The following is a 25,893-nucleotide window of genomic DNA, read 5'->3' as shown; positions in this document are numbered from 1 at the left end:
TCGCCATAAACGGTTGACACTTTTTGTGCACACGCTATCAGTTAATTGCGTTATAACATACAATAATAGTTAGTAATGTAATGTTGCATGGTTAAAACTTGAGAAATTGCTTGGCAATTAAAGATTGGCAGGAGAAGTAACGTATGAAGTTAAATGATGAGCATGATGGTGAATATCCACAAAGTTTTGCTCCGCTAAAGCCTAGGAAACGTTCTGCTCGTGTAATCAATGCTAATGAAGTTTTAAAAAAGAATGATGATTCGAAAAGCAAAATTCCTGACGAATATGTAAACATTGGTTTGCCGGAAACAGACTTATCGATTGCTGATTTTTCTCGTAAGCATTCTAATCCAAAGAATTGGTGGATTTATTTTGGCGTTCTGCTTGTCGCTATTGTTATTCCGTATTGGATTGGTCGCACTATGGCCGCTCGTCATACTTCATGGGTTATTTCGCATTGCTCTGGATTATCTTCGCAAGGTGTTGTTTTTATTTCGTGGGTAATCACAGTGTCTGCTTTTACAAGTCTTGCTATGGCGTTAATTGACACTCATCGTTGGATTTGGCGGATAATGTTTGCTGTTTTTCTGGCTTTAGAACAACTTATTGCCGGATTATGCATGCTAAACATGAGCTTCTGGTATTCGACGTATGTGGTCTATGGTCATGCTTCAGGTTTAGCGAATGCGGCAAATCTTGGCATTATTTCTGCAGGTATTGGAGTAGCTGTATTTGCTGTCATTTTTGTTGGTTTGCTTGTCATTGTTCCTAAAACCTCGGCTTTGAATGTTCTTACGCGTAGTTGGGCGTCGTTCATAATGTTTTATGCGATTGAGGTTTTGGCAATTCTAGTTGTGCTATTTGGTGGCTTTATGACCGCAATGTAATATTTGGATTTTGCGAAAATAAGTTGTTTGCAAGTGGTTGTATGATAGAGACTTGGCGTGTAACGCCCGCGGATTGAGAGCGCTACAGCAGAAGGTTGTGGCACCGCGCAGTGATATTAAGGAGGACGCCGTGGCATTAACGGCTGAAGATAAGAAGAATATTATCAACGAATACGCGACGCACGAGGGTGACACGGGTTCCCCAGAAGTGCAGGTCGCTTTGCTTAGCAAGCGCATTGCTGACCTTACTGAGCACTTGAAGGAGCACAAGCACGATCATCATTCTCGTCGTGGCTTGTTGCTCATGGTTGGTGATCGTCGTCGTCTTCTCGATTACTTGAAGCGTGTTGACATCAACCGTTATCGTTCTTTGATTGAACGACTTGGCTTGCGTCGATAGTCTTGTAGCCCGGGCTTAGCTCGGGCTTTTGTATTCTTCGTGCTGTACGCAGGTACGTGTACGCATAAAAATTGTTCACATATTCACAGATTTGGGGTAAGTGTTGTGAACAATATTTAAAATTTATAACTAAAAAGAATTAACGAATAATTCAAAAAATAATTAAAGATTGATGTATAACTGAATACGGATGATTGAAGTAACCGAAACAAAAAACACTACGAAATATTGACGTAACGCAAGTGTTGCAAAGAGTGCAAATATTCGCATATAAGTAATAATGCGAAGTCGTCAATGTTATTACGCATGTTGGTTGATTAGGTAAGTTAAGAAAAGGAGGAACCCGTGGAGGGTCCCGAAATTAAGGCTGTAGAAGCCGTTATTGATAATGGTTCATTTGGTAAGCGTACGCTACGCTTTGAAACTGGTCGACTTGCTCAGCAAGCAGATGGTGCTGTTGCCGCATATTTGGATGACGATTCCATGATTTTGTCGACGACGACTGCAGGATCTAGTCCGAAGGAAAATTACGACTTCTTCCCATTAACTGTTGATGTGGAAGAAAAAATGTATGCTGCTGGAAAGATTCCAGGTTCGTTCTTCCGCCGTGAAGGTCGTCCTTCTAACGAAGCAACGTTGGCATGCCGTATTATTGATCGCCCGTTGCGTCCGTTGTTCCCACACACTTTACGTAACGAAGTGCAAGTTGTTGAAACAATTTTGGCAATTAATCCAGATGATGCTTACGATGTTATTGCTTTGAATGCGGCGTCTGCATCTACTATGATTTCTGGTTTGCCATTTGAGGGCCCAGTTTCTGGCGTTCGTTTGGCTTTGATTGATGGCCAGTGGGTTGCTTTCCCACGTTGGAGTGAGCGCGAGCGTGCAGTATTTGAGATTGTTGTGGCTGGTCGTGTGATTGAAAACGGCGATGTTGCTATTGCAATGATTGAGGCTGGTGCTGGTAAGAATGCTTGGAATTTGATTTACAATGATGGTCAAACCAAGCCAGATGAGCAAGTCGTAGCCGGAGGTTTGGAAGCTGCAAAGCCATTTATTAAGGTTATTTGCGATGCTCAAAATGAGTTGAAGCGTATTGCAGCTAAGGAAACTAAGGAATTCCAACTCTTCCCAGAATATACTGACGAACTTTATGCTCGTATTGACGAGATTGCTCATGCTGATTTGAATGAAGCTCTTTCTATTGCTGAAAAGCTTCCTCGTCAAGATCGCATCGCTGAAATTAAGGAAGGCGTGCGTGCTGCAATTGCTGAAGAATTCACTGATATGGACGAAGCCGAAAAGGAAAAGGAACTCGGCAATGCGTTTAAAGAATTGCAGCGTCAAATTGTTCGTCGTCGTATTTTGACTGAAGATTATCGTATTGATGGTCGCGGTTTGCGTGATATTCGTACGCTTTCTGCAGAAGTTGATGTTGTGCCTCGCGTACACGGTTCTGCACTCTTCCAGCGTGGTGAAACCCAGATTTTGGGTGTGACTACTTTGAATATGCTTAAGATGGAGCAGCAAGTTGATGCACTTTCTGGTCCACAAACCAAGCGTTATATGCACAACTACGAAATGCCTCCATACTCCACTGGTGAAACTGGTCGCGTTGGTTCTCCAAAGCGTCGTGAAATTGGTCACGGTGCTTTAGCTGAGAAGGCTTTGGTTCCAGTTTTGCCAGGTCGCGAAGAGTTCCCATACGCTATTCGTCAGGTGTCTGAAGCTATTGGTTCTAACGGTTCTACTTCTATGGGTTCCGTTTGTGCTTCTACGCTTTCTTTGCTTGCTGCTGGCGTGCCTTTGAAGGCTCCAGTTGCTGGTATTGCTATGGGCTTAGTTTCTGGTGATGTTGATGGAAAGCATATCTTCAAGACTTTGACTGATATTCTCGGTGCAGAAGATGCATTTGGTGATATGGACTTCAAGGTTGCTGGTACTTCTGAATTCATCACTGCTTTGCAGCTCGATACGAAGCTTGATGGTATTCCAGCTGATATTTTGGCTGCCGCTTTGCAGCAGGCACATGAAGCTCGTGCAACGATTCTTGAAGTTATTAACGAATGCATTGATTGTCCAGCTGAGATGAGTCCATTCGCTCCACGCATTATTACAACCACAATTCCTGTAGACAAGATTGGTGAGGTAATTGGGCCTAAGGGCAAGATGATTAACCAAATTCAGGAAGAAACTGGTGCTGAAATCGCTATTGAAGATGACGGTACTGTTTACATTTCTTCTGAAGGCGGAGAAGCTGCTGAGAAGGCTAAGGGAATCATCGATTCTATTGCAAATCCTCGTGTGCCAAAAGCTGGTGAAACTTTCACAGGCAAGGTTGTTAAGACCACAAGCTTTGGAGCTTTTGTGAATTTGACTCCTGGAACTGACGGTTTGCTTCACATTTCACAGATTCGCAATTTAGCAAATGGTGAGCGCATTGACACTGTTGAAGATGTGCTGAAGGAAGGCGATAATGTTGAAGTTATCGTACAAAGCGTAGATGAGCGTGGCAAAATTTCTTTGGCTATTCCAGGTTTTGAAGATCAAGAATCTTCTGCTCCAGCAGTGCGTGAAAATCGTTCCCGCAGTTCTCGCGACGATCGCGATTCTCGTGACTCTCGTGGCGATTACCGTCGTTCTCGCCGTGACGATCGCGATAATCATGACCGTGCGGATCGTGCAGATCGCGATGAGCGTCCTCGTCGCCGCATGCGCGATGACCGTGACGATCGAGATCGCATGGATCGAAATGACCGATACATGGATCGCGATAACCGTTATGATGACCGCAACACTCGTCGAGACGACCGTCGTGCAGATCGTGCAGATCGCGATAACCGTTACAGCGATAACGATTTTGATGAGCGTCCTCGTCGCCGCGTGCGCGATGACCGTGACGATCGTTACGAAAATCGCGATGACCGTGACGATCGTGCAGATCGTGACGACCGTGAAGATCGCTCAAATCGTCGAGATTCAGAAAATCGTCGCGTATCTGATAGAAAGCCGCGTTATGCAGCTGATGACGATCACTATGACGAGTATCGTTCGGCTCGCGAAGAGCGCGCAGAGCGTCCTCGTCGCCGCGTGCGTCGCGATTTTGATCCATTTGAGGAAGATTAATTGCGCAAATAGTATTAAAGCAAAATTATTGCTAGATACTAAATAAAAATAAATATTCGTAGAAGTGCCTTCAAGCTGCGTTTGCGTTTGGAGGCATTTCTTTTAGATAGCTATTTAAATGTTTTATGCAATCTGTGCAATAAAATAAAATATAAAAAGTAGTAAAATATTGTGACCGCGTAAAGTAGCGTAATGCAATAATAAATACTCACGAAAAATATAAAACTTACAAAATAGGGGTGAAATATGGTTATGCATCGCGCATTAGGTTCGTTTGATACGACCGCTATTGGTTTTGGCGAAATGCCATTGACAATAGAAAACAATCTTGGTCACGATATGGGAATTGAAACAATCCACGCAGCTCTTGATGCAGGTTGTACGCATATTGACACAGCTTGGGCATATTACTGCTCTGGTGGTGAAGAACAAACTGGCGAAAAGCTTGTTCGTGAGGCTTTAGAAAGCTGGAAAGGCGACAAATCTTCTATTTTGGTTGCTACTAAAGTCGGTCACTTCCGTAACTTTACTGACGGGCGACCAACGTGGGGTAAGGATGGTAAGCCAGAGCATTTGATTGCGCATGCCAAAGAGTCTGCAATGACTCTAGGCGTTGACACTATTGACTTGCTTTACTTCCACAGGCCAGATCCAGAAGTTCCATACAATGAGTCTATTGAAGCAATGCAGGAGTTGCTTGATGAAGGTGTGGCTCGAGAAATCGGTATTTCTAACGCTTCTGTGGAGCAAATCGATATTGCGCGCAACATTTTAGGAGAAAAGCTAGTAGCAGTACAAAATCAATATTCTCCAGTTCATTTAGAGAATGAAGATACGTTGCAATATTGCGAAAAGCTTGGAATTGCTTTTGTTTGCTGGAGTCCATTAGGTGGATTCCGTCATCCTTATGACGAGCATCTTTTCGATCCATTCCGCAAAGTTGCCGAAAATCATAGCGTAAGCTATCAGCAAGTAGTTTTGGCTTGGGAGCTCGCTAAAGGCGATCACATATTTGTCATTCCTGGAGCTCACAGACCAGCTACAATTTTAGATAGTTTGAAAGCTTCCGATTTGCAATTAAGCAATGAAGAATTGGCTTATTTAGGCTGAAAGAAAACAATAAAATGCAAGAAACAAGCGTAACTGGTATGCCATTGCCTCACGAAGATGAGGACGGTACGCCAATTCCTGTAACCATTCCAGTGCCGTTAGGGTCTCGCACTCATGCAGTTTTTACTACTAGACTGGGTGGAATTTCTGAAGGTTCATTTGCTTCACTTAATTTAGGCGGACGCGCAGGAGATAGTGAGGAGGCTGTAGCAAGCAATCGCGCAGCTTTACAGAAAGCTTTGCAAGCAGACTTGTCGCTTGTTGCTCAAGTTCATAGCAGAGAAGTATTTGACGCAGATAGTGTAGTAGATTCATGGAATACTTCTTACGGCTTTGATGCAACAGGTTTTGCAGATTCGCAATTGAGAATTGAGGCGGATGCGCAAGTTTCAACTGCGTGCTCGCTTGCTTTAGGAATGTTTGCGGCAGATTGTTTGCCAGTTTTACTTGCGGACGACGAAGCTGGAGTAATCGCTGCAGCGCATTGTGGGCGAAAAGGATTGATGGCTGGCGTACTCGATGCTGTCATCGAAGCAATGTGCGAAAAGGGAGCTGAGCGTTCTCGTATAGAAGCAGTGCTCGGTCCGTGTATTTGTGGAGATTGCTACGAAGTTGGTGAGAGTATTGCGCGCGATTTTGAAAAACGTTATCCGCAAACTGTAACAAAAACGCGTTTCGGTGGAATTGGTATTGATATTGCTGAAGCTGCACGCATTGATTTAGCGATCGCAGGAGTTGCGAATATTGTTGACGCTTTGCCAAGAGTTACTGCAGCTACGCAATATTTGCAGGAAGATGAGGAATTGCGCACGATTTGCGAAGTAGATGGGGAAGGCGAGTCTTTGCCGGAACGTTTGCAAAATTTGCAAAACCCAATGTGCACTTTGGAAAATCCGCTATGGTATTCTCATCGACGTGCTAGTTTAGCTGGAAAATCGCATGAAGGTAGACTTCTTGCTTTAGTAATTCGCGACAAATAATCGCATATGCTATATAAACATTACTGTATTTGAGCTAGGTAGTAAGTGCAGTTGTGTGAGCTTAGCAAAAACGTGCGCAACACACGAGTGTTTTTTGCTTGTAAGTGATAGCGTTGATTCTGATGGTGTAGCACAGCGTTTTGTGCAGCTGTGTGGGGGCTTGTGAAAGGAATATTATGGTGGCTGATTTATTCCCAACCGCGTTGCGTGGGTACGATAAAGACAAGGTAAATGAAGCATTTGCAAACTATGAGCGTACTATTTCTCGTCTGCGTGAACAAGTGCGTTCAAGCGATGAATCAATTTTGCAATTACAAGCGCAATTGCAAGAAGAAAAAAATAATGTAAAACGTGCAAAAAGCGGAAATACTTTTGCATCCTTAGGTGCAAATGCGCAGCAATTGCTGGCATCTGCAGAGCAGACTAGTTCTCAATTGCTTGAGCGCGCTAAGCAAGATGCTGCATCAATTAAAAAGAATGCACAAGCACAAGCTGGAACTTTGCTGAACAATGCAAAACTGGATGCTGCACATTTAATGCAAGAAGCACAAACTAAAGCAGACACAATGCTTTCCAATGCCACGCAAAAGTCGACACAACTTATGCAAGCTGCACAAGAAGATTCTGCACGTTTGCGCGATACTACTGCTAAAGATGTGCAAGCTCAAAAAGACGCTGCAGAATTAGCTTTACAAAACACTCAAGAAGAACATACGAAGCGCATGGCTTCTGAGCGCGCTCAGCAAGAAAGCAGCATTTCGCAACTTAAGTCGGAAGCTGCGCAAAAAATTGCTGAGCAGCGTGCGGCTGCAAACGAAGAGATTGCACGTGCTAAAGCTGAAACAAACGATCAGATTGAATCTGCTCTTGCAGAAGCAAATAAAAAGCTTGCTGATATGCGCGAACACGCTTCGAAGATGATGGCTGACGCACAGCGCAAAGCTGGCGAAATTACGGATGCTGCTGCTGCTAAAGCTCAAGAAATTGCAGATGATGCTCAAGTTGAACGCACGCGTACGTTAAGCCAAGTTAGTGCAGAAGTTGAGCAGATTCGAGCAGATATTGCTGCTCAACAGGAGGAAGCTACAAAGAAAGTCAATGCCTTGCTTTCTGGTTTGAAAGAGAAAGAAAGAGCAGCTCAGGAAGAAGCAGATGCTTTGGTTGATCGCGCAAAAACTGTTCATCAAGAAGCTGACGAATATGCAGCGCAAACGCATCAGGCTGCGGATAGTCAGGCTGCTGATATTGTGCGCAAAGCTATGCAGGAGGCAACTGCTCAGGTTGAAGAGCGTAGAGCTGCAGCGCAGCAAGAGCTTGATGGCATGACGACTCGATTAACCCAATTGCAGCATCGTGAGGCAACTATTACGCAGCGCGTTACGGAATTGCGTTCGCTGTTTGCGAATGCTTTCTCTGGATTTGATTTTGGGGATGTTCAACAAAACCAACAAGTTGCGCAAGCTTCTGACGATAATGAGGATTCGTCGGATGTTCAATCTTCTGCAGATGCGAAGCAGGCTCAGCGAGATGTTCAAGCTGCGTTGGCTGAATCTGAAGAAGCTAACGAGTCTCAAGAAGACCAAGACACAGATAATCAATAAAGAAAATATTGTAAAATTTGTAGATTGGCTTAAACATCGTACGCTAGAATGTGCTGGTATTTGAATAAATATTTGAAATAAATATTGATAATTAACAGGAAAGGTAGCATTGTGACTGAAATCACTGCTCTAACTGATGAAAAATTACAAGGTTTGCGTGAGGATTTTGACGCAAATCCTTTAAACCGTTTAGCTATGAATGGTGTGACTGCTGCTGGTATTGATAAAGTCGCGCGTAATTATGATCGTGCGCGCTTATTGCAGCGTCGTTTTTCTACCATTGTTGATAACGGAGATGCAACACATCAGGATCGTTCTGGCCGTTGCTGGCTGTTTAGTTCGTTGAACGTGGCTCGTTTCATTGCGAAGAAATCCCTTGGATTGAAGGAATTTGAGTTTTCTCAAAACTACGCAATGTACTACGACAAGCTTGAGCGAATTAACTACTTCTTGAAGGATGTTGCTGCTTTGGTGCGTGCAGGTGAGCCTTCAGATTCTCGTTTGATTCAGCATTTGTTGCATGACGTTATGGGCGATGGCGGTCAGTGGACCATGGCTATGAATGTTTACAAGAAGTATGGTGCTGTTCCTAAGGATTTGTTCCCAGAAACTGCTTCTTCTAAGAATACTGGTGCTATGAATACGCAGTTGCGTGCGCTTTTGCATACTGCTGTTGCTCATATGTATGCGAATGCCACTGAAATTGATGAGATTATTGCGGATGCTACTGCTGCAGGTCACAGGATTTTGACAATTCACTTGGGTGAGCCACCTAAGAGCTTCGATTGGGAGTGGACTGATAGCGACGGCAAGTTCCATCGCGATGGTGAGATTACGCCAGTTGAGTTCTGGAAGAAGTATGTGAATGCTGGTCTTGAGGATTATGTGTGCTTGGTTGACGATCCTCGCGCTGAACATCCTAAGGGCAAGAAGATTGCTATTGAGCACTTGGGTAATGTTGCTGGCGGAGACGCAACCGAGTATTTGAACGTGCCAAACCAGTTTATGAAGGATTGCGTGCGTAAGATTTTGGTTGAGAAGGGCATTCCAGTGTGGTTTGGTGCCGATTGCCATCCTATGATGGATCGCGAGAATGGCGCTTGGGCTACTGATTTGTTCGAGTATGGTCGCGTTTATGGCGTTGATTTTGATTTGGATAAGGAAGCGCGTGTGCGTTTTGCTGATTCTGCGATGAATCACGCTATGGCTTTTGCTGGTGTGGATGTTGCTGATGATGGTACGACTACTCGCCGTTGGCGCGTAGAGAACTCTTGGGGCACTGATATTGCAGATAAGGGTTACTTTACGATGAGTGACGACTGGTTTACCGAGTATGTGTACGAAGTTGCAGTGCCGAAGAATCTGCTTCCGGAAGAATATCGCAAAGCCCTAGAAGAACCAGCAATCGTATTACCGGCGTGGGATCCAATGGGCGCATTAGCATAGCTTGAAATCATTAGGATTTCAAGCTAACCTAATGTGCCGAGCTTGCTCAAAGTTGAAAGCACGGTGTGCTTTCAACGCAAGCTCGGCGGTGCACGCATCTTTATGTCAAGATGCGTACACCGACCCCACCAAGTTAGGTTGATTCTCTCCTCGCACCCACCGATCACACCAAGCACAGTTTTTATAGGATGGTGACAAATGGCTTCTACAGCTGAGCAGCGTACTTCTCGCGCGGTAAAGAAGGAAGTTGAGGAGGGGCGTAACCCTCTTAATTCTGCGAAGTTTCAGCGCTGGGAAGACCAGGTTGGTGTGGATCGCATAATAAACCGCCGCGTGCTTGAGCTGGAGCCTTTGCCAACTCCTGCTCAGGTGCTTGGTGAGTTGCCATTGTCGCCGTATGCGCAGGATATTGTTGCGCAGTCGCGCGATGAGATTCGTAGCTGTTTGAATGGCGAAGATGATCGCTTGTTGGTTATTGTTGGCCCGTGTTCTGTGCATGATCCTAAGGCTGCTCTTGATTATGCGAGTCGTTTAGCTAAGTTGCGTTCGGAGCTTGAAGATGAGCTTCTTATTGTTATGCGCGTGTATTTTGAAAAGCCGCGCACAGCTCTTGGCTGGAAGGGTTTGATTAACGACCCGGATATTGACGGAACGCATGATATTCATAAGGGTTTGTTGCTTGCGCGTAAGACTTTGCTCGGCGTGTTGGATGCTGGTTTGGCTGCTGCTACTGAATTTTTGGAGCCGACCAGCCCTCAGTTTATTGCGGATGCTGTGAGCTGGGGTGCGATTGGTGCGCGTAATACTGAGTCTCAGATTCATCGTCAGCTTGCTAGTGGTCTTTCTATGCCGGTTGGTTTTAAGAATGCTACGGATGGTTCTGTTTCTGCGGCTGTAAATGGCTGCTTAGCTGCGAGCCAGCATCATACGTTCTTTGGTATTGATCATCTTGGTCGCGCTTGTGCTGTGCAGACTCTTGGCAACCCTGATTGTCACGTGGTTTTGCGCGGATCTAGTAAGGGGCCGAATTATGATGCTGCGTCGGTTGCTTCTGCTGTGGCTTCAATTCGTTTGCGTTTGGGTACTGGTTGCATGGCTTCGCATGGTGTTGTTGTGGATTGCTCGCATGGTAATTCTGGCAAGGATGAGCGTCGCCAGATTGAGGTTGTGCGTGAGATTGCGGATCGTTTGGCTGCGGGTGAGCAGGGTATTAAGGGCGTGATGATGGAGAGCTTCTTACAGGGTGGTAATCAGGATCCTGCTCCTCTTAGCGAACTTGAATATGGGAAGTCTATTACGGATCGTTGTATTTCTTGGGAAGATACTGCCAATTTGCTAAGAATTTTAGATAAATCTGTAGCAACTCGCCGTAGAGCTTAGAGATTGTAGTAAGATAATCTCAATTAATTTCTACTTGGCTTATGTTCCTTACTGTATTTGCCGCCTATTTTTGCATTATATTTTGCGTACAAGGGAGTGTGTTGAAATGTATAACGAAGACTTGAATAAAGCGAATAATGGGAATAATGCGAATAAAGGTTTTATGTGTAAAGCACTACCGGTGGTGCGTTATATATTGTTAGCTTTGATTGCAACTGGTGTTATTTTGTTGGCTTTTGCATGGTATCGTGGCACGCATAGTGCTGGTTATACGCTTGTTACGTTTTCTGCATTGTGGTTTAGCGTTTTTATGCCGTTTGTAACTGGAATTGCTTTGCTTGTTTTTGCTAACGGATGGCGTCGCATTGTTGGCACTTTAGTTTGTGTATTGCTTATAGCCGGATTTTTCGCTTTTCTTGCCCTGCAGAATCAAATTATTGCGTTTTTCAATGTTCCTGTTGTGAATCCTTGGTTTGATTTTACGTGCGAAGCATTGCTGAAGATTGCGACTTTAACTTTTGTTATTATGACTTTATTATGTGTGTTTTTGGTTAATTGTAATGACAAATACATAAGTAGCGAAGTAAAAAAGGATGATTCTACTCATGTCTAATATTGAAAAACTTACAGAAGCTGATATTACTAAAGTCGCTGTTGTTGGTGCTTTAGAGGAAGAAGTTGCGCATATTGCTAGCGCGCTTGAAAACGTGACTCACGATAAGTCTGCAAGTCTTGATGTATCTTGCGGCACTCTTGACTCGGCGAATGGCAGTAAAATCGAAGTCGCGGCTACTGTTGGCGGAATGGGTCTGGTAAATGCTGCTGCAACTGTGCAATATCTTATTGACGCATACAATCCTCAAGCCATAATTTTTTCTGGTATTGCAGGAAATCTTAATAAAAATTTGCATACTAATGATGTTGTTCTTGGAAAAACTGTAAAATATCTCGATACCGATATGCGCTTAATTGGCCAGTGGAAGCCGTTTGCAAGCGAATTTCATTCGGATGATTATCTTCTTAAAGTAGCTAGCAAAGTGCTTACCGATATGAAAATCACGCATATTGCTGGCACTATTGCATCTGGCGGATATTTTGTTGATTCGCCAGAAAAAGTAGCGGAGGTAATTGCAGCTACTCAAGCGGATGCTGTGGAAATGGAAGGCGCAGCAGTCTTGCATGTGGCTGCTCGTAACGACGTTCCTGCACTTGTTGTGCGCGCAATGAGCGATAATGCGGATACAAAATACGAGGATTTTCACACTTTTGATATTTCCGAGTATGCGGACACTGCTGCAAAAATTACGGTAAATATTCTTCGCAATTTGTAGCATTTCGACACGCTGATGTGGTCGCCGACCTTCATTTTGCTTAAGTCGCGTTAAATATAGCGCCAAATACCGCCATTTTTGGTACCCACTTTATTTTTGCCGGTGAGGTTTTACCCACCTGTTTACGATGGTTGCGTTAATAAAAAAAGATAGGGATTAATTAAGAAAATACGCCCAATTCGCAATACGGCTATAGGAACGCGAAAATGTGGTGGGGCGCAAGGCAATTCTTCGCGAAAGGAAAGAAGAATATGCGTAACGATATGAATAAGTCAAATATGAATAAATTTAATACGACTAAAAGCGCACTTAAGTTCCGCAGTATTGCTGCGGCGGCGCTAACTTTCGGCTTGTGTGCAACCTGCTCTGCTTGCGGAGACAATGTTCCTGCTGATAATTCCAATGCGTCAGGTTCGCAAAACACTAAGATCTCCGGCAATTTCCAAGGCTCGGGTGCTTCTTCCCAGCAGGTTGCAATGGAAGCGTGGATTGCAGGATTCCAATCTAAAAATCCGGGTGCAAAAATTGCTTACAATCCTACTGGTTCTGGTGCTGGCGTTACCACTTTTATGACTGGTGCCACGGCTTGGGCTGGTTCAGACAAAGCATTGAGTAACGACGAAGTTGAAAAGTCTAAGTCGGTTTGTGCTCATGGAACTACGGCTTTCGATGTGCCTGTGTATGTTTCACCAATTGCGATTATTTTCAACCTTAAAGGTGTTTCGGATGCTGGCAAGCATATTAATTTGGACGCTTCGACGATTGCTAAAATTTTCGACGGAAAAATTACGCGCTGGAATGATGAGGATATCAAGAAACAGAATCCTAAGCTAAAGCTTCCAGACACCCCGATTACTGTTGTTCACCGCTCCGATAAGTCCGGTACAACGCAGAATTTCTTAAGCTACGTGAAGGATGCAGCTCCGGACGATTGGAAATATGATCTTTCTGAAAACTGGCCGAATAGTGTCGGTCAAGGTGCAAAGGGCACTTCGGGCGTTGTATCTACTATTCGCATGGCAAATGGTGCGATTGGTTACGCTGATTTTTCACAGGTCGGTAAGCTCGGTACTGTTGCAGTGAAGGTGGGGGATACTTACAATGAGATTTCTCCGGAAGCTGCTTCTAAAACTTTAGCTGATTCTGAAATTGACGCAGACGCTTCTGCAAAATATCCTAATCGCGTTGTTATGAAAATTAATCACAATACGCAATCTAAGGGTGCTTATCCAATTGTGTTAGTTTCTTACGATATTGCTTGCCCGGTTTATAAAGATGCTGGAACTGCTCGATTTGTGAAGTCTTGGCTTAGCTACGTAACTAGCGCGGAAGGGCAGAATGCTGCTTCTTCTGCTGCTGGAACGGCTCCACTTCCACAAAATTTGGTAAGCAAAATTAACGCATCGATTAAGTCTGTTAAAACAGGAAAGTAAAAACTTTACAAACTGATATTATGAACGTATCGGTTATAAAGGAGAATGATTGAGTTCTACGAAAAATGCGAAAGCAGTTGCGAATAGTGCAAACGAAACTGCTCAAATTTCTGAGAGCAATAGCAAAAATTATGTTGGCACTCATCTTGTAGACCGTCTTTTTAAAGGCGTGGCTGCAGGCTGTGGCATGCTAATTTTGCTTGTTCTTACAGCAGTTGCAGTATTTCTGCTGTTTCGTGCTTTGCCGTTATTAAGTGGAAATCACAATCAAGTAAGTCATGTGTTTGCTGATTTTACTGGTGGTAAAGCGCATGATTTTATAAGCTATGTGGCTCCGCTTATTTTTGGCACAGTGCTTATGTCTGCGCTCGCGCTGCTGTTCGCATTTTTTGTGGCAATTGGTATTGCTCTGTTTATTTCGTATTATGCGCCTAAAAAAATTGTTCCGCTTTTGAGTGGAGTAATTGATTTGCTTGCTGCGATTCCGTCCGTAATCTATGGTTTGTGGGGTGGATTGGTTTTGGTTCCAGCTATGTATCCTTTCTGGGATTGGGTTTCTAAACTTTTTGGCTGGATTCCGCTATTTTCTGGTCCGGCGGCTAATCCTTCTCGTTCTGCTGCTACGGTTGCATTAGTTTTGGCTGTGATGATTTTGCCGATTATTACTTCTATGGCTCGCGATATTTTCCAGCAGGCTCCTCGCTTGCAGCAGGAAGGTGCGCTTGCGCTCGGCGCTACGAAGTGGGAGATGATTAAGTTAGCTGTTTTGCCGTTTGCAAAGTCTGGTATTGTGTCGGCTTCTATGCTTGGGCTGGGCCGTGCTTTGGGTGAAACGATGGCAGTTTTGATGATTTTGTCTCCTGGATTTACTTTTGGTATCAATATTTTCAAGGCTTCTCAAAATCAAACTATTGCCGCAAATATTGCAGCGCAGTATCCGGAAGCGAACGGACTTGGCGTAAGTGCGCTTATTGCAACCGGCTTAGTTTTGTTCGTTATTTCTTTTGCAGTCAACTTTATTGCTCGCAAAATTACCGGAAAGGCGGGCGCATAAATGGAGCATCAAATTAATAAATCTAACGAAGGTGCTGAAGTCTTCGCAGAAAATTGCGTAGAAAATCGCGCAGAAAATTCTGCGGCTCCGGTTATTGACTTCAACAAATTCCGCCCAACTCGCTCACACATAGCTGCGCGCAAACGTAAAGACATGCTTATGCGCGTGCTGATTTTCTTGTCTTTTGTTGTGGCACTTATTCCGCTTATTTCTTTGCTTTTAACAACCATTATCAATGGTATTAAGCGTTTAAATTTTGATTTTCTCACTCATAACATGACTTACGTTGTGGGCGGAAATGCTACTGGAACTGGCGGTTACGGCGGAATTTTGCACGCGATTATTGGAACTCTTGAAATAACGCTAGGAGCTATGGTTATTTCAATTCCGATTGGTTTAATGTGTGCTGTTTATTTGGTTGAGTATGCTCGCGGAAACAAAATTTCGCGCATAATTAATCTGCTTGTTGACGTTATGAGTGGTATTCCGTCTATTGTTGCTGGATTGTTTGCATTTTCTATGTTTGCTCTTCTTGCTGGTCCTGGCACAATCAATGGTTTTGAAGGATCTGTGGCTCTTTCACTTCTTATGATTCCAACAGTTGTGAAGTCTTCTCAAGAAATGCTAAAAATCGTGCCTAACGATTTGCGCGAGGCGTCTCTTGCTTTGGGAGTTACTCAGCAGCGCACAATTACAAAAATCGTTTTGCGCACTGCTCTTCCGGGAATTGTGTCTGGCTGTATTCTTGCGGTTGCGCGCGTTATTGGCGAAACTGCACCACTTCTTATGGCTTCAGGCTTTATTGCTTCCACGAATCTCAATTTATTTGATGGGCAAATGACGACTTTGCCGGTGTACGTTTACCAAGAATATTCCAAACTTTCTGCGAATTGTCCAGCTAATGCGCCGGCTTCTTGTGTAACGTCAATTCCGATGGAGCGCTCGTGGGCTGCAGCTTTAACGCTTATTGTGTTGGTGTTGTTGCTAAATATTTTGGGGCGAGTTGTAGCTCGAGTGTTTTCTGTAAAGACGAAATAAAGCGAAGTAAATCTTAAATAAAGTGAGTTAAAGCAAAGCAAAATAAAACAAAGCAAAGCGAATTAAATTTTTAGAAAGTGAGCATAAAATGGGTCAGCGAATTGATGTGAAGCACTTAAATATTTACTATGGTGATTTTCTTGCTGTAGAAGATGTAAATATTAATATTGAGCCAAATAAAGTGACGGCTTTTATCGGACCTTCCGGATGCGGAAAATCAACAGTTTTGCGCACTTTAGACCGCATGCACGAAATCACTCCTGGCGCGCGAGTAGAAGGTCAAGTGCTTCTTGAAGGCCGCGATTTATACGGTAAAGACGTGGATCCTGTGGCTGTCCGCCGCGATGTTGGCATGGTTTTCCAGCGTCCAAATCCTTTCCCAACAATGTCTATTCGAGAAAACGTGCTCGCTGGAGTTCGTTTGAATAATCGCAAAATTGCTAAGAGTGATGCTGACGATTTAGTTGAGTGGGCTTTACGAGGCGCGAACTTGTGGAATGAAGTTAAGGATCGCTTAGATAAGCCGGGTATTGGTCTTTCTGGCGGTCAGCAGCAGCGACTTTGCATTGCTAGGGCTGTGGCTGTGCATCCGCAAGTTTTACTTATGGACGAGCCTTGCTCAGCTCTTGACCCTATTTCTACGTTGGCTGTAGAAGATTTGATTAATGAGCTTAAGCGTGACTACACGATTGTGATCGTGACGCATAATATGCAACAGGCTGCGCGTGTTGCGGATTACACGGCATTCTTTAATTTGAAAGCTGTAGGTCAACCTGGTCATCTGGAATACTTTGCAGACACAACTACTATGTTCAACAATCCGCGCAATGCTGAAGCTGAGCGTTATATTTCCGGTCGTTTTGGCTGAGTTGTTATATACTTCTTTGATTTCGGTGTATTTCCTTGGTCAGCACGTGCGCGTAAGGTCAGAGCTGTTCGGTTGTTCAAAGGTTTCGCAATTTTCATAATTTTATGTGAGATTTTGTGATGCCTTCGTTCATTCGACGAGTCGCAGTAACCTCTGCGTGAATGCCCAAATGTAATTGCGTACGCGATTGCTCAAGTGCTTTCGCCGCGCTTTTCTGGTCTTTTGCGCTTGTAAACCAAGGAACAGAGAGTATATGGAAAAGTTCTTCCATCTCAAAGAAAACGGCACGAATGTATCAACGGAGATCACTGCAGGTCTCACTACATTCTTCGCAATGTCGTATATTATCGTCGTAAATCCAATGATTTTAAGCCAAACTGGCATGCCTAAAGGTGGCGTTTTCCTCGCTACAATCATCGCAGCAATCATTGGTACCCTTGTTATGGGCTTGTTTGCTAACGTACCTTACGCACAGGCTGCTGGCATGGGTCTTAACGCATTCTTTACTTACACAGTTTGCTTCGGCCTGCATTTTACTTGGCAAGAGGCCATGTGCATGGTGTTCTTGTGCGGTTTAATTAACATTATTATTACCGTTACCAAGATTCGTAAAATGATTATTCGTGCCATCCCGACTTCGCTTCAACAAGCAATCGGCGGTGGCATTGGTTTATTTGTGGCCTATGTGGGCATGATGAGTGTTGGCTTGATTACTTTTACTTCCAAGGATCCTGCCGCCGCTGCAAAGAGTAAACCAACTGCTGCTATTCCAGGTCTTGCTGTTATGAATAACCCTGTGCTTTGGTTATTCCTTATTGGACTTCTTTTTGCTATTGTTCTTACAGTTCTTAAAGTTCGCGCAAGCTTGCTTATTACAATTATTGCAACTTCTTTAATTGGTATTCCTTTGGGATTGACTTCTTTGAACAATGCAGTGTCTGTTACTGACGCTTTTGCTCAGCTTCCAACTACTTTCGGTGCTATTTTTAGCGATAAGGGTTTTGCATCTTTGTTTGCTGATCCTGCTCGTTTGCCGCTTGTGTTGGTAACTATTTTCGCATTCTCAATGTCGGATACTTTTGACACTCTCGGCACCTTTATTGGTACTGGCCGTCGTACAGGTATCTTCTCTGAAGCTGACGAAAAGGCTCTTGAAAACGGCTCCGGATTTAGCTCCAAGATGGATCGTGCATTGTTTGCTGATTCTATTGCTACTTCTGTTGGCGCAATTTGCGGTACTTCTAACACCACTACTTATGTAGAATCTGCTGCTGGTATTGGTGCCGGTGGTCGCACTGGTTTGACTTCCGTAGTTGTGTCTATTTGCTTCGCGCTTTCTATTGTTCTTGCGCCTTTTGCTTCTGCAGTTCCTGCTGCAGCAACTGCAGGCGTGCTTGTTGTTGTTGGTTGCATGATGGCAAGCTCCTTGAAGGAAATTGCTTGGGATGATATTTCCGAAGCAATTCCTGCATTCTTTGCTGCCGTATTCATGGCGTTCTCTTACTCCATTTCTTACGGCATCGCTGCAGGCTTCATCATGTACTGCTTAGTTATGACTTGCAAGAAGCGTGCTAAGGAAGTTCATCCAATGCTTTGGATTGTTTCCTTGCTGTTCCTGCTTGATTTCGTTGCTAATGCTGTGCTGTAAATGTGCATTTAATGTAAGGGTGCATTTTGCAAGTAGTGAACTTGTGAAACATAAAATATAAAAGTAAAAATTAAAAAATTCGAGGGTATGTAAATTACATGCCCTCTTTTTTATTTTTATAGTATTTCTCTTGACATTGTCCTAACGGCGTATTAAACTTACCCAACGTAAACCACAGACCGTTGGCGGAATTAAAAATTCCTGAAATTGATGTGTCAGGCCAGCACAGGTTGAGCGATGATTTATAGCGAATTTCGTTATGAGTCGAAAATTTAAGCACGCCTTAGTGCTTCTTATGTTGCTCTGCCAGTGCGCAGGGCTTTTTTTATTGCTCTGTTTAATTAAGCTTGATGCGTTTCTTTCACCTACGGCCAATTTAGGAAGGAACGCCATGAAGAGGCCCGAAAAGGAAGCGGTAGTTGCCGAGCTTACGGAACTTTTCCGTAACGCAGACGCTATCTACCTCACCGAGTACCGCGGGCTTACCGTTCCGCAGATTTCTACTCTGCGCGAAAAGCTAGGCCGCGATACTTCCTACTCTGTGGCTAAGAACACGCTTGCTCGTATTGCTGCTAAGGAAGCGGGCATTGAAGGTCTCGACGAGCTTCTCGCCGGTCCAACTGCAGTCACCTTCGTTAAGGGTGATTTCATTGAGGCTGCTAAGACCTTGCGTGATTTTGCCAAAGAGAATAAAGCCCTCGTAATCAAGGGCGGTTTCGCAGATGGAACCGTTTACGATGCCGAAGGTGCAAAGCAGCTCGCCGACTTGAAGTCGCGTCCACAGTTGCTTTCCGAAATGGCCGGCGCGCTCAAGGGCACCATGTCCAAGGCCGCTTACCTGTTCAACGCATTGCCAACCAAGGCAGTTCGTACAATCGACGCTTTGCGCGAGAAGCAGGAAAAGGCCGCTTGATTCCCTTGCAGCTTGCTGCATGAGACCAACCAAATGTAAAAATGTTATGGTCGTAAGGCATAAGGTATGCCCGGCCAAGTAAGAAAGGAAGCCAATTATGGCTAAGCTCACTAACGAAGAGCTTCTTGAAGCTTTCGGTGAAATGACCCTCGTTGAGCTCTCTGAGTTCGTCAAGGCATTCGAAGATAAGTTTGATGTCGAAGCTGCTGCTCCTGTAGCCGCTGTTGCCGCTGCTCCAGCTGCTGCTGGTGCTGCTGAGGAAGAGAAGGACGAGTTTGACGTCGTTCTCACCGCTGCTGGCGATAAGAAGATTGCAGTCATCAAGGCTGTGCGTGCTTTGACCAGCCTCGGCTTGGCTGAAGCTAAGGCTCTCGTGGACGGCGCTCCAAAGGCTGTTCTCGAGAAGGCTAAGAAGGAAGACGCTGAGAAGGCTAAGGCTGCCCTCGAAGAGGCTGGCGCTTCCGTTGAACTTAAGTAGTTCTAACTTTTTGTTGCTTTGCGTGTAACGCAGTTTTATGCGTGTGTGCATAGTGAAAATTAGGCGGTAGGATTATTCCTGCCGCCTTTTTTGTTGCGCTGCGACCTTTTCTTTACTTGCGCGTAAAGTTTCTGCCGCGCGTGTTATGCGAAGGTTGATGACAAGGCTGCCGCAAAGAAGTCTGATAAGAAGTCTGAAGCTAAGAAGTCTTCCGAGAAGAAGGCTGCTCCATTGGCTAAGACCGGTGCTGCTGTAGCTTTGGCTGCTGTTGCTGCTTCTGTGCTTGCTGGCATGGGTGCTGCTCTTCGCAAGATCCGTCACTAAGCTGAAATCTGATTCAGTGATGAATCATTTGGGCTTTAGCTTATTGGTTGATCGTTGAGTCGGTTTTACTGTGAATTACTTAGTCTAGTGTGCTGAAAGGTGCGCTAGACTAAGTGCTTTTGTAAAAAATTTTGTGCTCTGCACGCTGTGTAGATCTTTTAGTTTTATACAGCAATTAATTGGTTTGCGTTTGCTTGTTGATATGGTTTGCCAAATTTCCTTTTTTACTATTGATTCAGGCTTCGTTAACCGATTAATGCTGAGCACTTTGCGTTGTTGCTTTCCGCTAGGGACGGTTGGTAATATCGCAAGTTTCGAGGCTCGGAAGTTTCTTCCGAGCCTTTTGTTATTTCCATTTGCATAAAGATTTTAAAAATTATTGCAAATAAAATTCTTTGCAAAAGTTCTAGTAAAATTCCTTATAAATTTTCTTGTAAAATCTTCAAATATGAATATGTGATATTTTTATGCTTAAAATCAACAAATACTAGCGCAATATACACAAAGCATGACACAATAGTAAGTAGTGTGTTTTTTGAAGGGAGCAGATCACGTGAGTGAGCGACAAACCGTGCAGCGCTGGATGATTACAGTTGGTGGTGTCGAGCAGGCACGTGTGGGTGCAGGTCAGTCTGTAGAGATTGGTCGAAAGCCTATACGCCCGTTGCGTGAAGATGGTTTCGCGCGCGTCGACATAGTGGATAATAAACGTTCTATGTCAAAGAGGCATGCGCTGCTAATTGTAGACATGCGAGGCGTGGCAACAATACGAGATTTGCATTCAACTAACGGTACATATTTAGTCAGCGCAAATGGTGATTTGCTGCGTCTAGAGCCTGATGTTGATTTTCAGCTTCCAGATAACTTAATGCGCATGCAATTCGGTGATGTTCCTGTTGATTTTGTGCGTGTAGAAGAAGAATCTGCTGAAGTTGAAAAAGATAACGCAGTGCGTAATCTGTTCTCTTATGCTACAGATGAATCGCATGATGAGCCTGCAGCTTCAGATTTATCAGTAGATCAAATTCTTGATTTGCGCGCTGGTGAGCCAACAGGTGTTTTCCATGCTCAATCAGTTTCGCATCCTGGATTGTCTTGGAAACAAGGCATGCAGAATCATACTCAGCTCAATGATGATTCGCAAACAGATGTTGCTCCAATCAATCATGATGTAACTTTGCCTGTTATGCGAGAACAGCAGGAGGTTCCTGTAGAGCCGCGTAATTTATTTGCAGATGCGCAAGCGATTCAGCAAGAAAGTTCAACTAAAGAAGAACCTTCACAACAAGATTCTGTGATTTCTTCGGTTTCTGCAGTTGATCAAGCTGATTCAGTTGCTCAGGTTTCTCCGGTTACGCCAGTTAATTCGGAAACAGATGTATTGCAAAACGAAAGTTCTCAAGAATTTCCAGTATCTCCATTAAATTCAACTGAAACTTTTGCTGAAAATATTGCCAATACTTCAGCTTTTAATAGTGTAAATACAGGTTCTAATAATCTCGATATTAACAGTTTTGGCTCTACAAATCTCGACTCTAATAATCTCGATATTAACAATTCTGATGCGGAGTACACACCTGCATTTGAGCCAGGCTCCGTGTTTGAAAAAGTGTCAAAAGGCGAATTTGACTCTCAAGAAAATGTAGTGGAAGCCGGCGGATTTACGTCAAAAGAAGCTGAAGAAAGTAGTGATTTTTCAAAGCAATTTGAGATGGCGCAATATTCGCAGTTGCTTCCGTTTTTGGCTGCAAACACTGGGTTATATGATGACTTATACGCGTGGCTCGCAGCTCAAGGTAATTCTGAAGTAGATGCTGCACTAGCTAGAAACAGCGGTTATAGTGCATATCGCAAAGCTATTGAACAGTAAGCAAGTAGGGTGGGAATATGAGTGATACAAACAACGTGGAGCAGGATTCGTCAGAGCAAGTTTTTACTGATACAGTAGTTGAAAATACTACGTCAGAAGATGATTCTTTAGAAAAATCTGGCTCTAACAATACCAACAGCGCTCGTACTAACGCTTTACAACATATAGTTGGGTGGAAGCAGCAATATCAGGCTCAGCTATCTCCTTCTCCACTAGAAGATATAACGCAACTTGCTGCACAATTAGAGTTGACGCATGCTCATCCTTCCGGAATTGCGCAACTTTTTGCAAGCGGAAAAGTAACGTTAAAATCTTTATTCCGAGACGCTGGAATGTTGCGGGCTGCTGGGCGAAGGCTAGATCGAGTTTTTGAAGATAGAGACGCAAAAGCACACGAAAGTGGCGTTTCCGAACTTTCTTTAATAGTTGGTGTTGCATCGTGGAATGGCAACCATGTGCCTGTTCTTACGTATCCTGTGAAAGTTGTTCGTGACACTAATCAAGATGAGACCTCCGCCACTATTTATTTCTCTGGAAGTGTTGGGCTGAACAATTCGCTTGTGTCGCGTTTAAGTGAGCGTGGTGTTCAACTTAGGGAAGATGTTTTATTCGACGGATCTCAATATGAAAGTGGAACGCCAGAAACTTCTGTAGTGTTTGATGCTATTTGTAAGCAAGCTCGCTCAGCTTTTACAGATTTTGATATTGAGCGCGATATTATACTTGGCTGCTTTACAGATGCTGGTTCGCGTTTTGTAGCAGAAAGTGAACAAATTATTAACGCTTTGCAATCTGGCAATGTTGGGAATGCGATGATTGACGCTATGGCTGGCGATGATCGAGCTATTCATAAGCTTCAGTCTGCAAATAAGCTAGAATATAGTCCTTTCGACGCAGATCCTCATAGCGAATGCGAAGTTGGTGAAGTAGATAACGTTGTGCGTTATGCAGCGGAGCTTGTTGCTTCTGGAAATTCTCTGTTCGTGGATATTGATTCGGGCTCAGATTCAGCTGCGATTGCTGCTGCGATTGCTTCTCGTTCTGTGATTGCAGGACATTCTGTGTTGTATGTGCCTAATGTTGTTGAGCAGCAGAGGCGTTTCCGTTACACGTTGAATACGCATGAAATTTCCTCATTAGCATTAGACGTTGCGGATGGTCATATTGCTAAGCATGTCGATGCGCAGTTGATTGCAGCAGTTGGTGCTAGACATAGTATTGCGACTTCACGATTTGAGCAGGTTGCAGATGAGTTGGTTGGAGTGCGTTCTCGCCTTACTCGTTATTTAGGCGATCTTCATGGTATCAACGAAACTTGGGGAGTATCTGCATATCAAACAATCCAGAATCTTGCAGCAATTGCAATGTTTCCAACCCATCCGTCTACGCATGTGCGTTTGGATGTTTCCGCAGCGCACGCCATGACCGGTCATATTGAAGAGTGGTCGAAAAAATTCCACCAAGCCGATGAGCTTGGAGAGTTTAGGATAAATCCTGAAGATACTCCTTGGTTTGGCGCGTCGATATTTGACGAAAATGAAGCTATATCTGTATATCAGCGTGTTGTAGACGTGCTTCTTAAGCTTCTTCCAGCAACTCGAGAACAAGTTAAAAGCACTGTGCAAAGCTGTGGTTTCCCTGTGCCAACAACAGCTCGTGAGTGGAGTCGTCAAGTTACAGTTCTCAAAAATTTGCGACGTGTACTTGACGTATTCCAGCCTGAAATTTTTGAGCGCGATTTAGATGCAATGATTGAAGCGAGTAAGCCGAAAGTTCAGCGTAAAGCCGAAGGCACAATTATGGGCTTCTGGGAACGTAGACATCATGTTCGAGAAGCGCGCAGCTTGCTAAGAGTTGGAGCTAAAGTCGATGATTTGCATGAGGCATTAAAGATTGTTGCGCAGCAAGCAGCTCAGTGGCGTACTTTCGTGCCTCACGGCGGATGGCCTGTTTTGCCGCCAAAATTGGATGATATTGTAAATACTCAAGAATTATTAGCAAGGCATTTAGTTGCTCTTGATGCAGTGTTAGCAACAACTCTTAAGGGCGCAGATCTTGAAAATATTGAATTTGCGCAGCTTGAAGCTCGTTTGCAAGATTTGCATGACGACAGAGCATCTCTAGATACTCTCCCTGGTCGTTGCAATTTGGAGCGTGAGTTCAGCAAAGCGGGCTTATCTGATTTAGTTAGCGATTTGCGTCGTCGCAACGTTACAGGTAATGCAATTGACGGTGAGTTGCAATTGGCTTGGTGGACTACTGTTTTTGAAGATATCGTTAATTCTTCTGCAATTATTTCTCACCAAGATGGCTCCGCAATGCAAGATGTCTCTGATCGATTCGTGCAAGTTGATACAGAACATGTGCGTTCAATCGGTCCAATGGTTCAGCAAGAAGCTATGAGGCATTTGTGCGATTTATTGTTCTCGCACACGCAAGAAGCTAATCAGTTACATACTATGCTTGCAGGAAACCGTTCTGGAATTACTTTTAATAAATTATTGCGCAATTATGCGGAACTTGTGTTGGCTGCGAAACCAATACTTGTAGCTATGCCATCTACTCTTACTATGATGACTCCGTTGAGACCTATTGCAGATACTGTAATAATTGATTCAGCATCTCATATATCAAATATTGAGTTGCTATCTATTTTGTCTCGTGCTCGTCAAGTAGTAGTTTTAGCGCATAAGCAAACAGTAAGTTCTGAAAGTTTGCGTTCGCTTATTTCATTACTACCATCTGTAACAGTAGTTTCTAGAGCAACAAGGCGCTCGCTTCGTTTAGCGCGATTCTTGGAAGAACATGGTTACGGAAAGTTGCGTCATGACGTTCCTGTTGAACGTTTGCAAGGTAAAGTTCGTTTGCATCAAATTGAAGCAACTGGAGTTCCAGTAATGTCTTCTGGGCTTATTGAAAGCAGCCAGCGTGAAATTGATGAAGTAGTTGAGCTTATTCGTCAGCGTGCGAATACGTTTACGGTTGTTCCTTCAAGCTATGTGCTTGTCGTAGTTACGTTGACAAACGTGTTCCGCAGTCGTTTAGGAGCAGAATTGAAGTCTTTGTCTATTAAAGACGAAAACATGGCTAGATTCTTGCGACATGTGAGACTTTTGGGCGTTAATGAAGCTTCTGGAGCAATAGCAACAGATGTAATTATGTCGCTTTGCTATGCAAAAACATCTCATGGCAGACTTCTTCAGCAGTTTGGATTGCTTGAAGAAGAAGGTGGAAGCAGTATGCTTCTTGACGCTTTGGCTCTAGCTCGTCGTCATCTAGATATTGTTAGTGCGTTTACATCTAAAGATATGGAAGATGAGCGTTTGCACCAAGATGGTCCAAAGCTTTTGAAGAACCTTTTGCAATGGGCTGAGAAGTTAAGTGATAAGCCGCTTCGTCCAGAAGATGCCAACGATGTTGAAGCGCAAATTGCTGCAGAAGCTGCACAAAGAAATGTGCTATTTACTGATTTAGCTGAGCGTATTCGCTCGCGTGGATTAAAAGTTGCAGTCAACTATGGCTTCGATAATGGCGTTAGAATTCCTCTAGTAGTTGGACTTGCGGACAAGTCATTTGCTGTTGCTGTGCTTACGGATGATGCGCAATTTATGAGCGTGCAATCAACTCGTGAACGTCATCGCATGATTATTCAGGATTTGGAATCCTTGGGCTGGTCAGTTATGACAGTGTGGAGCGTTGGAGCTTTTGTCAATCCTGAAAAAGAGGTTGACCGTGTTGTTTCTCGTCTCGGGGAATTGTATGGTGACAACGAATGAGTAAATACGATCCCAATAGAAGATCTCCCCGCAGGTCAGTTAGGGTTGTTCGTGAAGGCTCGGAGCTTTTTGATGCAGATGGCGTTAAACTCGAGCCTTCTGACGAGCTTACTTTGCAACAGCGTAATCAAGACGACGATAATCGTATTTTAAGCGAATTGCCGCCTCACTGGGCGGTGTTTTCCGAGCGTATTAGTTGAGCTTGAAATACGCGAGAAGTAGCAGAATGA

Annotated in this window: 20 protein-coding genes and 1 pseudogene; all 21 read left to right on the top strand. The window is 44.0% G+C overall.

Annotated elements, in window-relative coordinates; translation table 11 throughout:
* The first annotated feature begins 143 nt into the window (after positions 1 to 143).
* Entirely contained in the window at positions 144 to 887 is a 744-nt protein-coding gene (locus HXT32_RS05890) for a hypothetical protein (RefSeq protein WP_004109776.1), read from the top strand.
* Between the two features lie 130 nt (positions 888 to 1,017).
* A complete protein-coding gene (gene rpsO / locus HXT32_RS05885) occupies positions 1,018 to 1,287 on the top strand; it encodes a 30S ribosomal protein S15 (protein WP_004109774.1) in 270 nt (89 codons plus the stop codon).
* Positions 1,288 to 1,632: 345 nt separating this feature from the next.
* The gene (locus tag HXT32_RS05880; RefSeq protein WP_004109771.1) at positions 1,633 to 4,413 is read left to right on the top strand and encodes a polyribonucleotide nucleotidyltransferase; all 2,781 of its coding nucleotides are present in this window, start codon (positions 1,633 to 1,635) and stop codon (positions 4,411 to 4,413) included.
* Between the two features lie 246 nt (positions 4,414 to 4,659).
* Positions 4,660 to 5,523: an aldo/keto reductase gene (locus HXT32_RS05875; protein ID WP_012913799.1), complete on the top strand. Its 864-nt coding sequence runs from the start codon at positions 4,660 to 4,662 to the stop codon at positions 5,521 to 5,523.
* Between the two features lie 14 nt (positions 5,524 to 5,537).
* Positions 5,538 to 6,503 carry a polyphenol oxidase family protein gene (locus HXT32_RS05870; protein WP_012913800.1) on the top strand — a complete coding sequence of 322 codons (966 nt, stop codon included), beginning with the start codon at positions 5,538 to 5,540 and terminating at the stop codon, positions 6,501 to 6,503.
* A gap of 176 nt (positions 6,504 to 6,679) precedes the next feature.
* Complete coding sequence (locus tag HXT32_RS05865) at positions 6,680 to 8,104, top strand: cell division protein (RefSeq protein ID WP_422118948.1); 1,425 nt, start codon at positions 6,680 to 6,682, stop codon at positions 8,102 to 8,104.
* Between the two features lie 111 nt (positions 8,105 to 8,215).
* On the top strand, positions 8,216 to 9,550 hold the full coding sequence (locus HXT32_RS05860) for a C1 family peptidase (protein ID WP_004105599.1): 1,335 nt from the start codon (positions 8,216 to 8,218) through the stop codon (positions 9,548 to 9,550).
* A gap of 198 nt (positions 9,551 to 9,748) precedes the next feature.
* Positions 9,749 to 10,930 carry a 3-deoxy-7-phosphoheptulonate synthase gene (locus HXT32_RS05855; protein ID WP_004109763.1) on the top strand — a complete coding sequence of 394 codons (1,182 nt, stop codon included), beginning with the start codon at positions 9,749 to 9,751 and terminating at the stop codon, positions 10,928 to 10,930.
* A 106-nt stretch (positions 10,931 to 11,036) separates the two neighbouring features.
* Complete coding sequence (locus HXT32_RS05850) at positions 11,037 to 11,543, top strand: hypothetical protein (RefSeq protein WP_033888564.1); 507 nt, start codon at positions 11,037 to 11,039, stop codon at positions 11,541 to 11,543.
* Positions 11,536 to 12,261 carry a 5'-methylthioadenosine/S-adenosylhomocysteine nucleosidase gene (mtnN, locus tag HXT32_RS05845; RefSeq protein ID WP_288231014.1) on the top strand — a complete coding sequence of 242 codons (726 nt, stop codon included), beginning with the start codon at positions 11,536 to 11,538 and terminating at the stop codon, positions 12,259 to 12,261. Before HXT32_RS05850 ends, mtnN begins: the two co-directional genes overlap by 8 nt.
* A 206-nt stretch (positions 12,262 to 12,467) precedes the next feature.
* Positions 12,468 to 13,694, top strand: coding sequence for a phosphate ABC transporter substrate-binding protein PstS (gene pstS / locus HXT32_RS05840; RefSeq protein WP_012913805.1), 1,227 nt, complete (start codon positions 12,468 to 12,470; stop codon positions 13,692 to 13,694).
* Between the two features lie 106 nt (positions 13,695 to 13,800).
* Positions 13,801 to 14,748: a phosphate ABC transporter permease subunit PstC gene (gene pstC, locus HXT32_RS05835; protein WP_064621725.1), complete on the top strand. Its 948-nt coding sequence runs from the start codon at positions 13,801 to 13,803 to the stop codon at positions 14,746 to 14,748.
* Positions 14,749 to 15,786, top strand: coding sequence for a phosphate ABC transporter permease PstA (gene pstA / locus HXT32_RS05830; protein WP_004109758.1), 1,038 nt, complete (start codon positions 14,749 to 14,751; stop codon positions 15,784 to 15,786).
* An 88-nt stretch (positions 15,787 to 15,874) separates the two neighbouring features.
* Complete coding sequence (gene pstB, locus HXT32_RS05825) at positions 15,875 to 16,654, top strand: phosphate ABC transporter ATP-binding protein PstB (RefSeq protein ID WP_004109757.1); 780 nt, start codon at positions 15,875 to 15,877, stop codon at positions 16,652 to 16,654.
* A 253-nt stretch (positions 16,655 to 16,907) separates the two neighbouring features.
* Positions 16,908 to 18,302, top strand: coding sequence for an NCS2 family permease (locus HXT32_RS05820; protein ID WP_012913808.1), 1,395 nt, complete (start codon positions 16,908 to 16,910; stop codon positions 18,300 to 18,302).
* A gap of 391 nt (positions 18,303 to 18,693) precedes the next feature.
* Positions 18,694 to 19,215, top strand: coding sequence for a 50S ribosomal protein L10 (rplJ, locus tag HXT32_RS05815; protein WP_012913809.1), 522 nt, complete (start codon positions 18,694 to 18,696; stop codon positions 19,213 to 19,215).
* 97 nt (positions 19,216 to 19,312) lie between these two features.
* Positions 19,313 to 19,693 carry a 50S ribosomal protein L7/L12 gene (gene rplL / locus HXT32_RS05810; protein WP_004105575.1) on the top strand — a complete coding sequence of 127 codons (381 nt, stop codon included), beginning with the start codon at positions 19,313 to 19,315 and terminating at the stop codon, positions 19,691 to 19,693.
* Positions 19,694 to 19,843: 150 nt separating this feature from the next.
* Positions 19,844 to 20,017, top strand: a pseudogene (locus HXT32_RS05805) (peptidase); the annotation flags it as partial.
* Positions 20,018 to 20,570: 553 nt separating this feature from the next.
* Complete coding sequence (locus HXT32_RS05800) at positions 20,571 to 21,887, top strand: FHA domain-containing protein (RefSeq protein ID WP_288231015.1); 1,317 nt, start codon at positions 20,571 to 20,573, stop codon at positions 21,885 to 21,887.
* A 17-nt stretch (positions 21,888 to 21,904) separates the two neighbouring features.
* A complete protein-coding gene (locus HXT32_RS05795) occupies positions 21,905 to 25,663 on the top strand; it encodes a helicase (RefSeq protein WP_116440338.1) in 3,759 nt (1,252 codons plus the stop codon).
* Positions 25,660 to 25,863 (top strand): hypothetical protein, encoded by a 204-nt coding sequence (locus tag HXT32_RS05790; RefSeq protein ID WP_004109746.1) that lies wholly within the window; start codon positions 25,660 to 25,662, stop codon positions 25,861 to 25,863. The genes HXT32_RS05795 and HXT32_RS05790 overlap by 4 nt, the downstream gene beginning before the upstream one ends.
* Positions 25,864 to 25,893: the final 30 nt, after the last annotated feature.

This window comes from Gardnerella sp. DNF00747, assembly GCF_049262675.1.
Taxonomy (GTDB): Bacteria; Actinomycetota; Actinomycetes; order Actinomycetales; family Bifidobacteriaceae; genus Bifidobacterium; species Bifidobacterium swidsinskii.
The sequence above is the reverse complement of the archived record's forward strand: the minus strand, read 5'-3'. Positions and strand labels throughout refer to the sequence as shown.